This window comes from Acinetobacter sp. IRS14 (assembly GCF_034650275.1).
GTDB classification, from domain to species: Bacteria; Pseudomonadota; Gammaproteobacteria; order Pseudomonadales; family Moraxellaceae; genus Acinetobacter; species Acinetobacter oleivorans.
Window position 1 is genome coordinate 1 of the sequence record NZ_JAOVFN010000004.1, and the last position, 15,102, is coordinate 15,102.

At 38.7% G+C, this 15,102-nt stretch carries 9 protein-coding genes and 1 tRNA gene; 4 read left to right on the forward strand and 6 right to left on the reverse strand.

Going from position 1 to position 15,102, the window contains the following annotated elements; all coding sequences use genetic code 11:
* From ODQ17_RS05010 to ODQ17_RS05020, 3 genes are all read left to right on the forward strand, one after another.
* Positions 1-76, forward strand: a tRNA-Glu gene (locus tag ODQ17_RS05010).
* Positions 77-260: 184 nt separating this feature from the next.
* Positions 261-2,378, forward strand: coding sequence for a TonB-dependent siderophore receptor (locus tag ODQ17_RS05015; RefSeq protein WP_322902120.1), 2,118 nt, complete (start codon positions 261-263; stop codon positions 2,376-2,378).
* A 222-nt stretch (positions 2,379-2,600) separates the two neighbouring features.
* Complete coding sequence (locus tag ODQ17_RS05020; RefSeq protein WP_322902122.1) at positions 2,601-3,284, forward strand: glutathione binding-like protein; 684 nt, start codon at positions 2,601-2,603, stop codon at positions 3,282-3,284.
* A 5-nt stretch (positions 3,285-3,289) separates the two neighbouring features.
* Here ODQ17_RS05020 and ODQ17_RS05025 read toward each other — a convergent pair whose 3' ends face one another.
* The 6 genes from ODQ17_RS05025 to ODQ17_RS05050 all read right to left on the reverse strand — a co-directional run bounded on the left by ODQ17_RS05025 (position 3,290) and on the right by ODQ17_RS05050 (position 13,452).
* Complete coding sequence (locus ODQ17_RS05025) at positions 3,290-4,534, reverse strand: NADH:flavin oxidoreductase/NADH oxidase family protein (RefSeq protein WP_322902124.1); 1,245 nt, start codon at positions 4,532-4,534, stop codon at positions 3,290-3,292.
* A gap of 187 nt (positions 4,535-4,721) precedes the next feature.
* Complete coding sequence (locus tag ODQ17_RS05030; protein WP_322902127.1) at positions 4,722-6,317, reverse strand: ABC transporter ATP-binding protein; 1,596 nt, start codon at positions 6,315-6,317, stop codon at positions 4,722-4,724.
* A complete protein-coding gene (locus ODQ17_RS05035; RefSeq protein ID WP_322902128.1) occupies positions 6,292-7,302 on the reverse strand; it encodes an ABC transporter permease in 1,011 nt (336 codons plus the stop codon). Before ODQ17_RS05035 ends, ODQ17_RS05030 begins: the two co-directional genes overlap by 26 nt.
* Complete coding sequence (locus ODQ17_RS05040) at positions 7,302-8,354, reverse strand: microcin C ABC transporter permease YejB (RefSeq protein WP_322902130.1); 1,053 nt, start codon at positions 8,352-8,354, stop codon at positions 7,302-7,304. The genes ODQ17_RS05035 and ODQ17_RS05040 overlap by 1 nt, the downstream gene beginning before the upstream one ends.
* Positions 8,355-8,385: 31 nt before the next feature.
* Positions 8,386-10,221 (reverse strand): extracellular solute-binding protein, encoded by a 1,836-nt coding sequence (locus tag ODQ17_RS05045; RefSeq protein ID WP_322902132.1) that lies wholly within the window; start codon positions 10,219-10,221, stop codon positions 8,386-8,388.
* A gap of 15 nt (positions 10,222-10,236) precedes the next feature.
* Positions 10,237-13,452, reverse strand: a complete 3,216-nt coding sequence (locus ODQ17_RS05050; RefSeq protein WP_322902135.1) for a lytic transglycosylase — start codon at positions 13,450-13,452, stop codon at positions 10,237-10,239.
* 233 nt (positions 13,453-13,685) lie between these two features.
* Between ODQ17_RS05050 and dnaQ the strand changes: the two genes are divergently transcribed.
* Complete coding sequence (dnaQ, locus tag ODQ17_RS05055) at positions 13,686-15,062, forward strand: DNA polymerase III subunit epsilon (RefSeq protein ID WP_111856110.1); 1,377 nt, start codon at positions 13,686-13,688, stop codon at positions 15,060-15,062.
* The last annotated feature ends 40 nt before the right edge of the window (positions 15,063-15,102 follow it).

Genomic DNA, 15,102 nt, shown 5'->3' on the forward strand with positions numbered 1-15,102 from the left:
GTCCCTATCGTCTAGAGGCCTAGGACATCGCCCTTTCACGGCGGTAACCGGGGTTCGAATCCCCGTAGGGACGCCATTATTCTATTTTTATAAAACTTCTTTTTATTTTCTTAATATTCTATTTATTGCTTTAACCTCTCTTATTTCCAAATAAAATACATTTGTATTCAAATATCACTAATCCAGTATTTTCTTTACATAGATTTACAATATAATAATTCTTATTTTTATACTGATATTTATTATCAACAAGGTTTTAAATGGATCTTAAGCTTCGTCTCCTCTCCCTGAGCATTGCTCAACTCTATTGTATCTCAACTGCTGTTGCAGACACTGACAACTCTTCAACCACTCTTGCTACCATTACAATTAAAGCTCAACAAGCCGCTGATCAAACTTACAAAGTAGATAATTCAAGTAGCGCAACACGCACCGAAGTCGCATTAAAAGATACGCCGCAATCTGTCAGTGTAGTGACTCAAAAAGTAATTGAAGATATTGGCGCAACACGTTTAATTGAAGCGCTTGATTTAGCTGGCGGCGTTACTCGTGCTAATAACTTTGGGGGGCAAGGCTTAACAGGGTTTAACCTTCGTGGTTTCACTAGCGGTGAGTTTTACCGTAATGGATTCCCAATTAACCGTGGTTATCCGAACGCTCCAGATAGCAACACGATTGAACGCGTAGACGTTTTACGTGGTCCCTCTTCTAGCTTGTATGGCCGTGGTGATCCGGGTGGTACGTTTAACTTAATTTCTAAAACACCAAAGTCTGAGCAACAAACTACTTTAGGTGCCCAGCTTAACAGTGAAGGTTTATATCGCACCACTGTCGACACGACAGGTACTATTCCAAATGCAGAAAATATTGGTTATCGCCTCAATGTGATTGCAGAAGGCGGTGAGAGTTATCGCGACAATGTCGAATCTAAACGTTACGGCATTGCGCCAGTCATTCAATGGCAAGCTTCCGACGCGACTAAAGTTACCTTTGAAGCCGATATTTTAAGAAATCAGCATCCGCTTGATCGTGGACAAACACGTTATCCAACACAGAAATCTTTTAATAGCTCACCAGAAACCTATTTATGGGAAACAGGTAAATACAACAACCGGCTTTACAATGATAACAATATGACTCAATTACGAGTCGAGCACGACCTTGGAAATGAATGGAAGCTGAATGCTGGTGTGCAATATTTAAACGGCAAATTGTATGGCTATGCGGTAGAAGGAAGCGGTGTTAATAAAAATGATATAGAAAAAATTAACAGAAATTACAGCTATCGGGAATTAAAGTGGCAAGATACTGATGCGCAGATCAATCTAACAGGTAATTTCCAACTTTTAGGTTTAACACATACCTTAGTGACTGGGCTTGAATATGAAAATTATGACTATAAGTCATACATTATTCGTTCAGACCCAAATTCAAACAACTATCCTATTAATATCTATGATCCAGTTCTAGGACAGCCTTTACCTGAACTTAATAGCGTAGCAACACATGACCGCGAAAATTTAAAAACAACTGCCCTTTTTGTACAAGATCAAATCGATTTAAACGAACGTTTAAGTGCACTATTGGGTTTACGTTTTGAGCACTACGAACATGATTACAAAAACCTATTACCAAATACGGCAAACTGGAATACCAGTCATGATGCATTTATTCCGCGTTTAGGTTTAGTTTTTAAAGCGCGTGATGACCTTTCAATCTATAGCAATGCTGCAAAATCTTTTAAACCAAACACGGGGGCTAGCCGTAATGGAGAAGGTTTTGACCCAGAAGAAGGCATGGCTTATGAGTTAGGCTTTAAATGGCAAGCACTCGACAATATGCTATCGGTTGACTCTGCTATTTTTTATGCAAAAAAAGAAAATGTATTAACCCTCGATCCTGTAGATTCAGCCTATAAAGTTGCTGCTGGCGAAGTTCGTAGCCAAGGTATTGAGCTAAATGTTGCAGGGCAAATTACTCCAGCTTGGAAAATTATTGGTGGATATGCCTATACAGATGCTGAAGTGACTAAAGACAACACTCTAAAAAAAGGAACGGCTTTAGCCAATATTCCAAAGAATAGTTTTAATCTTTTAAATATCTATGAATTTCAGGATGGCCCTTTACAAGGCTTAGGTCTGGGCATTAATCAAAAATATATTGATAAGCGTGCGGGTCAAACAGCCAATAGCACTTATACAATGAAAAGTTATGCAGTTACAGACTTGGTTTCTTATTATCAGGCAACACCAAAACTTCGTATTAACTTAGATCTGAAAAATCTTTTTGACAAAGTTTATGATGAAAGCGCTTTCAATCTATATGCGTATCCAGGTGAATCGCGTACTGTTCAATTGGGTATGAGCTATACGTTCTAAATTGAACTATAAAGACATCTGATATACAGCAGTTTCAGACAAACTTGTAGGTCAAATCTCGTTAGAGATATCAAACAATAAAAAGCCACTGCATTTTTAAGGCAGTGGCTTTTTATTAAGCTACTTTTATAGAAAAAATATAATTTACTGATTTATAAATATTTTTATAATTAAATTATGTTCTATACTCAACATAGATCAAAACTATAATTTGAACATGACATGCAAATTCGATTATTTCACCTAAAAAATTCGCGCTCTCAACGCATCATTTGGTTTTTAGAAGAATTAGAACTCAACTATGAGCTCACTATTAAAGATCATTCAGTTATAAGCAAAGATAAAAACTCACCTCATCAATTATCAAAATTTCCAACTCTCGAAATTATTGAACAAGAAAAGACTTCAGTCTTAGCCGAAACCTCAGCAATTTTAGATTACCTATCTCATTTACATCCACAATTGGGAACGAGCAACCTATTAAACCAACAACTCCTAAATTTTTATTATTGGAAAAATTATTGTGAGGCAACATTCATTCCCGATTTAGTACTCAAACAAATCTTTCACCAAATTGCACAACATACACCGTTCCCAATCCGTTTCATTCCTAAACTTTTAAAATATGGATTCGATCAAGGCTATCTCAATCAATCACTACAACAACAAATGAGAATGATTGATGAACATTTAGAGCAACACGCCTGGTTTGCCGGAGATCAGTTTACTATTGCTGATATTTTGATGTGGTTTCCATTACTGGCTTGCTCACAAAATTACAGTCAGTTTAAACATATACACCGTTATCTTGCTCAAATAGAAAACAGACCGGCCTTTAACAAGGCTTTAATTAAAGGCCAATGGTCTGCTTCTACATTTAACGCTTACTGGACGACTGCATGGTAATGAAATTATGCAGACTTACGCGAATTCACTTGTCCTTGAATCACCGCTTTAATATTGCCTTTGGCATAATTTAAAAACACCACAAGTGGTGAAAGTTTTGGATTTGGTTTTTTACCCTTACCAATGGTTTTAAATTGAGCGGCATACCAAATAATTTCCATAATTGCCATTTTATCAACAAAAGGTAAGCCCGTTTTAATCGGTTTTACGGCATAACGCACGTCTTGCCCTGCAATTAAACGTTCTGTTAAATCAGTTTCAACTGCAAATGGGCGAGCAATACCAATAAAGTCACATGCGCCACTTGCGAGTGCAGCATTCATGCCCTCTACAGTACGGAACCCACCTGTTACCATGAGCTTACATTTAACATGCTGACGGATTTTCTCAGCAAAATCTAAAAAGTATGCTTCACGCGCAATCGTGCTTGCTTTACGTTTATCCGCTTTAGCCCCAGCCATTGCTGGTGCCTCGTAAGTACCACCTGAAATTTCAATTAAATCGATACCAGCTTCATCTACTGCTTTAAACACTGAAATCACATCTTCTTCGCTAATACCGCCACGCTGAAAGTCGGCCGAGTTAAGCTTCACAGAAATAATAAAATTATCTGAGGTTGCGTCACGTACCGCCTTATAAACCTCTAATAAAAAACGGCTACGATTCTCCACTGAACCGCCCCATTGATCTGTACGCTTATTGGTTAATGGCGATAAAAACTGACTAATTAAATAACCATGTGCACCGTGCAATTGCACCCCTTCAAAACCTGCTTTTTCACAGATCTGAGCTGCTGTCGCAAAACGATTAATAATATCAAGAATTTCATCATGAGTAAGTTCACGTGGCGTTCCAAACATGGTTGCTAAAGCTGGGCTAAAAGGTACTGCCGATGGTGCCACAGTTTCTTTATTTAAACCTTTGGGACACTGACGACCTGGGTGTGACAATTGAATCAGTTGCACCATGCCATATTTTTTACCTAAGGCAGCCCACTCTTTTAAGCGATCTAGGTCACGTTCAGTTTCAATAACCACAACACCCGGTTCATTCTTTGCTCCAGCATTTACCATGACATTGCCCGTAATGGCACAGCCAAGCTCACCTTTTGCCCAAGCACCATATAAGCCCAAATGTAAATCATTTGGTTGGCCTTCATAATTTGCAAGCGCCTCACTCATCGCACCTTTAATAATGCGGTTTTTAAAGGTGGTATTACGAATTGTGATGGGTTGAGCAATCTGGTTCATGGTTAACCTCTTTTTTTGAATTATAGAGCAATTACTCTAATTTAAATGAGTTATTGGGCGTGTCAAGACATAATCGATAACTGACAATAGCACATGTCAATTTTAAAGAATATAAAAATATGCAACTTTTTGCATAAGATAAATTTTTTAATTATTTTATTAAAAAACAAATAATTAAAATAAAATATTAAAGAGATGCTTTAATTAATTGTCTAGTATATTCAGTTTGAGGCTTAGAAAATAGGAGTTCAGTTTCCTGATATTCAACAACTTTAGCATGACGTAATACCATCACTTTATGGCACAGTGATTTCACAATATTTAGATCATGACTAATAAAAATATAACTTAACTGCTCAGTTTGCTGTAATTGTCGCAACAACTTAATCATGGCTTTTTGCGTGGTCCGATCTAAGGCCGATGTAGGTTCATCCAAAATTAAAAGTTTCGGCTGAATCACCAAAGCTCTAGCTAAGGCCACACGTTGACGTTGGCCACCTGAAAGCTCATGAGGATAACGATGTTGAAAATCTTTAGCCAACTCAACTTTTATCAAGGCAGATTCAACTTGTTGGATTACCTCTTTTTCATTCACAGCTTTTAGCTTTAATCCTTCAGCAATAATCTGTCCTACCGTCATACGTGGGTTTAAACTGCCAAATGGGTCTTGGAATACAAGTTGAAAATCTGATCTCATCAACCGTAGCACTTTTGGCTGTAACTGATTCAAATCTTGCCCTAAAAAAACAATTTGCCCTTTACTCTTAACAAGCTGAACCAAAGCAAGGGCTAAAGATGACTTACCCGCACCACTTTCACCAACCACTCCAAGTGATTCACCTTGAGCAAGATCGAAACTCAAATCTTCTATTGCAGTGAAATATCCTTGAATGCGATTTAAAATTCCTTTTCTTATAGGAAATTGCAAGCTGAGCTGTCGAACTGATAAAACATTCTGTTGAACGGGTCTAGACTCTACACTTCCAAAATCATGATCTAATAACTGTGCTGTATAAGCTGTTTTAGGGTTTGCAAAGATTTGGCTCAGTTCCCCTTGTTCTACTACACGCCCACTTTGCAATACAATCAGTTTCTCAGCATAGCGATGTACTAAATTTAGATCATGGCTAATTAAAATAAGTGCCATTCCATATTTTGCTTGTAAAGATTTTAATAGCTCTAAAATCTGTATCTGTAAGACCACATCCAACGCAGTAGTAGGCTCATCTGCAATTAAAACTTTAGGCTGAAGCGCCAATGTCATCGCAATCATGACACGTTGTTTTTGTCCACCAGAGAGCTCATGTGGATAGCGTTTTAAAATTTGTTCTGGTTCAACAATTCCCACATCTTTTAGTAGCTCAACTATTTTCTTTCTAACTTCAAGTTTTGAAAAACCTGATAAAAGAAGGTTTTCTCCTACAATTTTTTCAACCCGATGTAGCGGATTTAACGCAGTAGCAGGTTCTTGAAAAATCATAGCGATTTGTCGACCACGTAAATATGATTGAGCTCTCTCATCTAACTCAAGCATGTTTTTTGAGCCAATCCAGACCTGACCCGTTACTTCTAATTTTTCTTGCAGCAATCCCATTATTGCTAAGCAACTCATCGATTTACCTGAACCACTCTCGCCCACAATAGCGAGTGTTTCACCTTCGCTTAAGTAAAAATTTAGATCTTCTAATAAAACTTTTTGGTCTTTGGTTTGAACCGAAAGATGCTCTACCTTTAACAACGTTGAGGTGATATTTAAATTATTTTCTTGGGTCAAACGCATCACGGGCCGCCTCCCCAATATAAATTAAAAGTGAAAGAACGATAGCCAGACTAAAAAAGCCAGAAATTGCTAGCCATGGCGCATCTAAATTATTTTTACCTTGTAATAATAACTCGCCTAATGAGGCTGCATCGGGCGGCAGTCCATACCCTAAAAAATCAAGAGCAGTTAAAGCACTAATATTGGTCGTTAAAATAAAAGGTAACTGAGACAAACTCGAACTGATCGCATTGGGCAAAATATGCTTAAAAATAATAGCGCGATCGGTCACTCCCAAAACTTGGGCTGCACGAACATAATCCAACTGGCGAGCTTTTAAAAATTCTGCTCTGACAATTCCCACCAAAACGGTCCAGCCAAAAAACAACATAATGAAAAATAGCCAATATACATTTGGAACAAACATACTGACTAAAATCATGACCATAAAAAGCATGGGTAAGCCATTCCAGACCTCAACCAAACGTTGTCCTAATAAATCTATCCAACCACCATAATAACCTTGAATAGCACCTACAGTAATTCCAAATAAAGCGGAACAAAAGGTTAAAGCTAAACCGAAAAGTAACGATACTCTTAAGCCATAAAGAATGCGGGCAAAAACATCCCTTCCCTGATCATCTGTTCCCAACCAATTTTGCTTAGAGGGTGGTGATGGCACAGGAACGGCCAAGTCTAAATTGGGAGTTTGATATGAAAATTGAATGAGCGGCCAAACTGCCCACCCCTTAGTCTCAATAAGCGCTTGTACGGCGGGGTCTTTATAATCAGCTTCTGTTTCAAACACCCCACCAAACGCAGTTTCTGGATATGTTTTAAACACTGGCAAATAGTAAGAATCTTCATACTTCACTAACAATGGTTTATCGTTAGCAATCAACTCCGCAGCTAAGGACAAAATCAGAATAAGACTAAATAAAATAAAGCTGGCCCAGCCCAATTTATGCTGCCTAAAACGCTGTAATCGTGTACGCACAATTAAAGACATTATTTGCCTCCTTGTGCATCAAAGTGAATTCTTGGATCAATCCATTGATACAACACATCACAAATGAGACGTAAAATTAGGCTAAATAAAGTAAAGAAAAATAAAACCCCAAAAATAACAGGATAATCACGCTGAACAATTGCTTCAAAGCCCAACAACCCCACCCCATCTAAATGAAAAATAATTTCTACAAACAGGTTACCCACAAAGAAAATACCCGCTAACACCTCTGGTAATCCTGCGAGTACAACTAAAATGGCATTACGAAAAACATGCCTATATAAGACCTGTTGGCTATTCAAACCTTTTGCATAGGCTGCCAAAACGTAGGGTTTATTGAGTTCTTCTAAAAATGAGTATTTAGTTAAATAGGTTAAACTGGCAAAACCACCTAATACCATCGTAATGAGCGGCAAAGTCATATGCCATAAATAATCGGTAACTTTGCCCCAAAGACTAAGTTGATGAAAGTTATCTGATACTAAATTTTGTAAGGGAAACCATTGAAAATAAGAGCCGCCTGCAAAAAAAACAACTAACAAAATGGCAAATACAAAACTTGGTACAGCATATCCCACCACAAGAACTAACGAGGTGGACCGATCAAACCATGAGCCTTGCTGTCTTGCTTTCTTAATCCCAAGTGGAATAGAAATTAAATAAATCAGAAAAGTGCTCACTAGCCCAAGCGAAATCGAAACAGGTATTTTTTCCCACAACAATTCCACGACTGGTTTATCTTTAAAGAAACTTTGTCCAAAATCTAAAGTTAAATAGCCTTTTAACATTAGAAAAAATCGTTCAGGGGCAGAACGATCAAAGCCGTACTGAGCCTTAATTTGCTCAACCATTTCAGGGCTTAAACCTTGAGCACCTTGATAATAAGTTTCTGCACTTAATGCACGACCAATTCCCAAATCGCTTTGTGCCTGATGTATTGCTTGCTCAACTGGTCCACCTGGTGCAATTTGCACAACCACAAAGTTAATCAATAAAATGACAAACAATGTGGGAATCATTAAAAGAAGTCGCTTGAGAATATATGAACCCATATAACAGGATTTCCTTTATGGCAGGTGCTTTTTATTGTTGATGTAAATATTTAGCAACTGTTTTAGCTTTGTTTGCATCACTCCACCAATATTCTATTCCGGAAGAAAGTGCTGGTTTAACTTTAGGTTGTTGATACATATTCCAATAAGCATACCAGTTTTCACCTTTACCATAGGTCGGAATTTGATAATAACCAGCTCTAAGCAATCGATCGAGAATGTGAGTATAAATAATCTGTTGTTCACGGCTTTTACTTGCAACAAGTTTTGAAATCACTTGATCAATTATTGGGTTACGAACCCCTGCATAATTGTAATTTCCATCCTGCGCTGCGGCGATAGTTCCCCAAAACTGAGTTTGTTCATTGCCTGGGTTGAGAGATTGCGGCAGATTCATTGTGGTCATATCAAAATCGTAACGACGAGTTCTTTCTAAATATTGCGGAGCATCGACCTGACGCAAATTAACTGCAATACCTAACTTTTTTAGGTTACGAATAAAAGGTAAAAGTGTTCGTTGTTTACCATCTTGCTGAATTAAGAACTCAAGCTGAACTTTTTTGCCTTCTGGCGTAAATAATTGCCCTTCTTTAACTTTATAACCAGCCTGTATGAGTAATTGTCTGGCTGTTAACAAGTTCTGACGGTTGAACCCACTTGCATCCGACACTGGATATTTCCATTCAGCTAAAACACCTTGTTGCATGAGTGGAGATAACTTAGGCAATAACGGTCTTAACAACTCTAATTCAGTTTTTGAAGGTCGACCCGTTGCTGCTAATTCACTATTTTCAAAATAACTTTGTAGGCGCTGATATTGTCCATAAAACAAAGCTTTATTTTGCCATTCAAAGTCATAGGCATAGGTTAAAGCTTGTCTAAAACGAATATCATTTAAAGGTTTTCGTCTGGTGTTAAAAACATAACTTTCAGTGGCAATCGGGTTATGGTGACGAAACTTATATTGAGTAACCAACCCTGCTTTTACGGCTGGAAAACGGTAATCTGTTACCCATTTTTTAGGATTAGTTTCTTCATGCAAAGTGTATTGCCCAGATTTAAATCCTTCAAAAGCAATATCCCAATTTCGATAATAGACATATTTTAATCGGTCAAAATTATAACGCCCCTTGTTAATAGGCAAATCTTTTGCCCAATAATTTGGGTTTCTTTTATAACTAATGCTTCTACCTGCATCAACTCGTTCAACTACATATGGCCCCGAACCAACAATCGGCTGTAGGGTAATTCGGCTAAAATCTCTTTTTTGCCAATCCGCTTTTGAATAAATCGGTAAGGTTGCCAAAATGAATGGCATTTTAGGATTATGGTTAGACTTAAAACTAAACTTTACTTGATGAGCATTAATGACTTCTGTTTTTGCCAAATCAGCAAGGTACATCTGTAAACCTAAATTGGACTTCGTCTGATAGGCATCAAAACTAAATTTAACATCTGCCGCAGTGACTGGCTGTCCATTACTAAAACGCGCTTTAGGGCTTAAATAGAAAGTAACAGACTGCGTTTTTTCTGGGTCATAACTTACTTTCTCGGCTAAAAGCGGATATAAAACCCCGACCTCATCTAATGATTGAGTCATTAAAGTATCAAAAAGATAATTAACGCCCTCTGTAGCATTCCCCTTACCATTCATACTATTGAGGTTATCAAAAGTTCCTTGAGCGGCCTGACTTAACAGACCACCTTTAGGAGCATTCGGGTTTGCATATGGCATAGCCATCGTTCCTAAATATTTAGGTTTGGAATGAATCGCTATATATGAAGTGGTTTGCTGTGCAGAAAAAACTGCATGCGAAACGACACTGAGCCCGACTAGCAGGCTCAGTTGAAAAGATGATTTATGCATAAATTGCTAATTATTTTATAAATTAGGCACTTTAATAACATCACCAATGCGAAGCTGAGTAGAAGGTGTCAAATTATTTAGCTCAGCCAAGAAATTGGTTTCTAAACCGTATTTGCTAGCAAGACCAATTAATGTATCACCACGCTTCACTTTGTATTCCACAACAGTTTTTGGAATTACAATATTTTGGCCGCGCTGTAAATTAGCACTCGCTTTTAATGCATTCATTTCAGCAAGTTCACGAACTGAAATGCCTGCACGGCTCGCAATACTATTTAAAGACTCACCAGATTTCACAGTATATCTTTCAGTGTTTTTACCAGCCGCAACTGTTTTAGTTGAAGACTTGGTGTCTACTTTAGCTGTTTCTACTGTAGGTACATCACCTGTTAGCTTTAAACGTTGCCCGACACGAACGCTACTGGTACGTGAAAGACCATTTAATGATGCAAGGTAGTCCAACTGTAAGTGGTAACGGTTAGCGATATTACCTAAGCTATCACCAGATTTGACTGTATACGTTTCTGGTGTTTCTTCTTTAGTATTTTTAGAAGGCTTTGTTGGTGCTTCTTCTTCAACAGTACCTGTTAGTTTTAAACGTTGACCAGCACGTAACCCAGCAGTACGAGACAAACCATTTAAGTCAGCCAAATAACCTGTTTGCAAGTTATATTTACTCGCAATCGCATTTAAGCTATCACCTGACTTTACAACGTATTGTTCTGGAACACTTAACCCTGCTGGTACTTTTATCGTTTGACCAAGCTGTACATGACTATTTGCTTTTAAGTTATTTAACTCGGCTAACTCAGCTAGGCTAATTTTTGATTTCGTTGCAATACTCGATAAAGTATCACCACGCTGCACTTTATAGCCTTCTGTTTTGTAAGAAATACTAACAGCAGCTTTCTCAGATTTACTAGAAGTTTTGGTTTCAGCAACTTCATCTACAGAAATATCTTGTGTAGGTACATTAATTTTTTGGCCAGCCATCAAGTTACTACCAGCCGATAAACCTGGCGTTAATTCAGCAAGTTCTTGATTAGAGAGCGCATAACGATCTGCAATTAATTTAAGGTATTCACCGCGCTTCACAGTATAACTTTTCGTTGCTATACGCTTTGCATTTGCTTGAACTGCTTTCGGCTCGACTTTAGCACTTGAGCGACTATTCTTTGGCTCTTTTAACAGTAATTTTTGCCCAACAAATAGACCATCTGTTACTGATAAATCGTTATATTCAGCCAATTGTCTTACTGACAAATTAAACTGATTAGCAACACCACTTAAACTGTCGTTAGCTTCAACTACATATACATCTGGTTTAGCTGTACTTTTAGAAGTAGTTTGAGTTTCTTGTGGTTTAGCATCATAGAGGTAAAGTGTTGAACCCACATATAACGTCTTTTCAGGGTCAATCTGGTTCCACTTAGCAACATCGCGCCAGTTTACGCCATTTTTCATTGCAATAACGGCCAACGTATCACCTGGTAAAACGGTATAAGTACTGCGCTTACCTTTAGGTTGTACAACCACTACATCAGTATCAGTCTTGATGTAAGGTTTGTCTTTATTACGCTGTCCGTCTTCAGAGTTAGCTACAGTCACGTCTTCAGCTAAAGTTTTTGGATAAGCAAAACCTCTACTGACCTCTTTACCTTGTTGCTCTGCAACTGACTGGCTCGTCTGAATTGCGGTTAACCTAATTTTGCCATCATACGGATCGACAATTTCAGTTCCTTTAGGCGCGATTGCTTTTAATTCAGCAACGACTTGATCTTTTTCAGCTTGTGTTGGTTGCGGCTCTAAAGCTTGTTGAACTGTTTCTTTCTCACCTTCAGCTCGTACTGCCGCTAAAATCTTCTCACGCTCTGCAGCTGAAATTGGTGGCTCCATCTTAACAGGCTTTGTAATGTTAGCTGCATTCGTCACAGCTACAGGAATACGCGGCGCACTTGGTACATCCGCTGATGCTGCAAAGGCAGCTAACGCATCTGAACCACGTGGTGTAGATTTTGAAATCGTTGAAGTATTCTTCACTGGTGAAGAAGGTTTAACTGGCTGAACTTGTGTTGTTGGTGTTGTTCTTGTTGTCACTGTAGTAGATGGACTAACAGTTGTAGGTGTAGACGGTGAAGTTGCATTTGCCCACCAACCTGAGCTACCACCCGTTTTTTTCCCTTTTAATTTATTATCAATTGAAGGACTTAAATCTGCTGGAATCAAAATACGCATTGGACTCGCAGGGTCTACTGCTTCACCACGATATCCTGGGTTCAATGCATAAAGTTCTGCACGGCTTAATCCTGCTGTAGAAGCAATTTCATTTAACGTTAAAGGTGCAGATAAAGTCACTTCACGGAAATGGGGTCTATTTGCAATAGGTGGTAGTTCTACACCATAAGCCTTTGGATTTTTAATAATTTGAGCAACAGCTAAGAAACGTGGAACATAGTTCATTGTTTCTTGAGGCAATTTTAATGACCAATAATCAGTTGGCAAACCAGCAGCTTGGTTGCGGTTAATCGCCTGCTGAATACGTCCAGGGCCAGCATTATAGGCTGCTAACGCAAGTTCCCAAGAACCAAATTGGTTATAGAGGCTTCCTAAAAACTCATAAGCTGCGCGAGTCGATTCAACCACATCTCGGCGCCCATCATACATACCAGTTTGCTTTAAGCCATAAATACGACCAGTACTTGGAATAAACTGCCAAAGGCCCGCTGCTGCTGCACTACTTGTTGCAGCTGGGTCATAAGAACTTTCAATTACCGGTAATAATGCAAGTTCTGTCGGTAAGCCACGGCGTTCAGCTTCTTTCACAGTATGGTACAAATAACGACTGGCACGAGCACTCAAGCGATCAAGGTAAGGCTGACGAGAAATAAACCAGCTACGCTGAGCTTCAATACGTGAATCCCAATGATTCAAGTCCATTTTGAAACCAACAGACATACGCTTCCAGACATCACCATGCTTCAAAATAAGCAGACGATCGCCTTCTACAGCGCGCATATCGGTTGCTGAGAGTAAGTCTTCCAAAGAGTCAAGACTACTCGCATCTAAATAACCTGCACCACTGACCTGTTTCGATTTTGAGGTTTTTGCAGATTGCGGAGTCGATGAACAGCCTGTTGTAATACCCAACGCAGCTAAAGCAGAGCTAAGTACGGTAATTTTGAACAATGATGCCGCAGATGGCTGCCACACAAATGTGGTTGGTTTATACATAAAAACTTCCAAACAACTCGCGTAATATTTTTTTGGGGTTTGGCCACAAACCCTAGGTCTTCGATGCCATTGTAGTAAAGCGTGCAAGATAGACAAGGCAATAATTTGATGTCATTTGCATGGAAATGTTACAAGAAATTAAAAAAACCTTGCTTTGTAACGATGGAACCGAACTTTTTGCGTATACAATACACCATATTCAGTTCTTTTTCTTTTAGTTTAGGTTTCGATTTATGTCTCAAACAATCACACTGTATGTTGATGGTGCATGTCGTGGCAATCCGGGGTTAGGTGGTTGGGGCGCATATGTCATTACCGAGCAGGGTGAGCATAAATTATTTGGTGGTGAACCTGAGACAACCAATAACCGCATGGAACTCACTGCTGCGATTGAAGGCGTTTCATTTTGCCCACCCGATGCTCATTTAATTATTTGGACAGATTCAAATTATGTGAAGCAAGGCATTACTGAATGGATTCATGGCTGGAAAAAGAAAAACTGGAAAGATGTAAAAAATCCTGACCTTTGGCAAAAATTAGATGCTGTATGTGCAGGTAGAAATATTGAGTGGAACTGGATTAAAGGCCATGCTGGACATGCAGGCAACGAAATGGCCGATGAGCTTGCAAATATCGGAGCCGATCAAACCGCACTTCAAAAAAAAACAGTTCAAGCGACTGCCCTGCAAGATATAAAAAAGCCTGAAGAGGATTGGTTGCTTGATGACCCTTTTGGGTTTGATATGGCAGAAGTAGCCGAAGAAGATAATATTGATCTTGAACAGCCCGAAGAAGTTGAGATGATTATTGTGGAAGAAGAAGTTATTGAAGTTGAAGCTGCTGAGCCAGAAAGTAAGCAACCCGTTAATAATATTCATCCTCAAATTGTTGTGACTGAAGCCAAATTACAATTACAAGGGCCTCGACAACTGATTCTCGATACGGAAACCACTGGTTTTTATTTCCAAGATGGCGACCGAATTATTGAAGTGGGCGCTATTGAAATGATTAACCGGAAACTTACCGGTAGCTCAATTCATATTTATATTAACCCGCAAAAACCAGTGGGTGACTCAGAAAATATCCATGGTATCAGTGATAATTTCTTAAAAGATAAACCGCTCTATGCAGAAATTGCTGACACGCTCTTTGATTATCTAAAAGGTGCAGAGATTATTGCGCATAACGCAACCTTCGATATGAACTTCCTAGATATGGAGTTTAAACGCGCTGGCCTTCCCGCGCTTTCCGAAGTATGTGAGGTAACAGATACGTTAGCTTTAGCAAAAAGCAAACATCCGGGACAAAAAAACTCGCTTGATGCCCTTGTAAGACGTTATGAAATTCCGGCACGTGACCGTACCTTCCACGGTGCATTACTCGATGCTGAAATTCTTTCAGACGTTTACCTAGCAATGACGGGTGGACAGGTTTCTTTTGATATAGATGCCTTATCCCAAAGTGAAAATAGCCAGAACACAACAAATAAAACTAGGATTCAAATTGACCTACCAGTTATTTACCCTTCTGAAGAAGAGCTAAATACACATGAGACTTGGGTCAAAGAATTTGAGAAAAAACATGGAGAACCTTGCCTTTTTGCAAAATAAATTTTTGATTCTTTAGCGTTTTTAGCTTTTCCCCTTTGTA

What these genes read in the sequence shown, in the direction of transcription:
- ODQ17_RS05045 (WP_322902132.1), bottom strand. Translation starts at nt 10,221, where the DNA reads ATGCATAAATCATCTTTTCAACTGAGCCTGCTAGTCGGGCTCAGTGTC.
- ODQ17_RS05040 (WP_322902130.1), bottom strand. Translation starts at nt 8,354, where the DNA reads ATGGGTTCATATATTCTCAAGCGACTTCTTTTAATGATTCCCACATTG.
- ODQ17_RS05035 (WP_322902128.1), bottom strand. Translation starts at nt 7,302, where the DNA reads ATGTCTTTAATTGTGCGTACACGATTACAGCGTTTTAGGCAGCATAAA.
- ODQ17_RS05020 (WP_322902122.1), top strand. Translation starts at nt 2,601, where the DNA reads ATGCAAATTCGATTATTTCACCTAAAAAATTCGCGCTCTCAACGCATC.
- ODQ17_RS05025 (WP_322902124.1), bottom strand. Translation starts at nt 4,534, where the DNA reads ATGAACCAGATTGCTCAACCCATCACAATTCGTAATACCACCTTTAAA.
- ODQ17_RS05050 (WP_322902135.1), bottom strand. Translation starts at nt 13,452, where the DNA reads ATGTATAAACCAACCACATTTGTGTGGCAGCCATCTGCGGCATCATTG.
- ODQ17_RS05015 (WP_322902120.1), top strand. Translation starts at nt 261, where the DNA reads ATGGATCTTAAGCTTCGTCTCCTCTCCCTGAGCATTGCTCAACTCTAT.
- dnaQ (WP_111856110.1), top strand. Translation starts at nt 13,686, where the DNA reads ATGTCTCAAACAATCACACTGTATGTTGATGGTGCATGTCGTGGCAAT.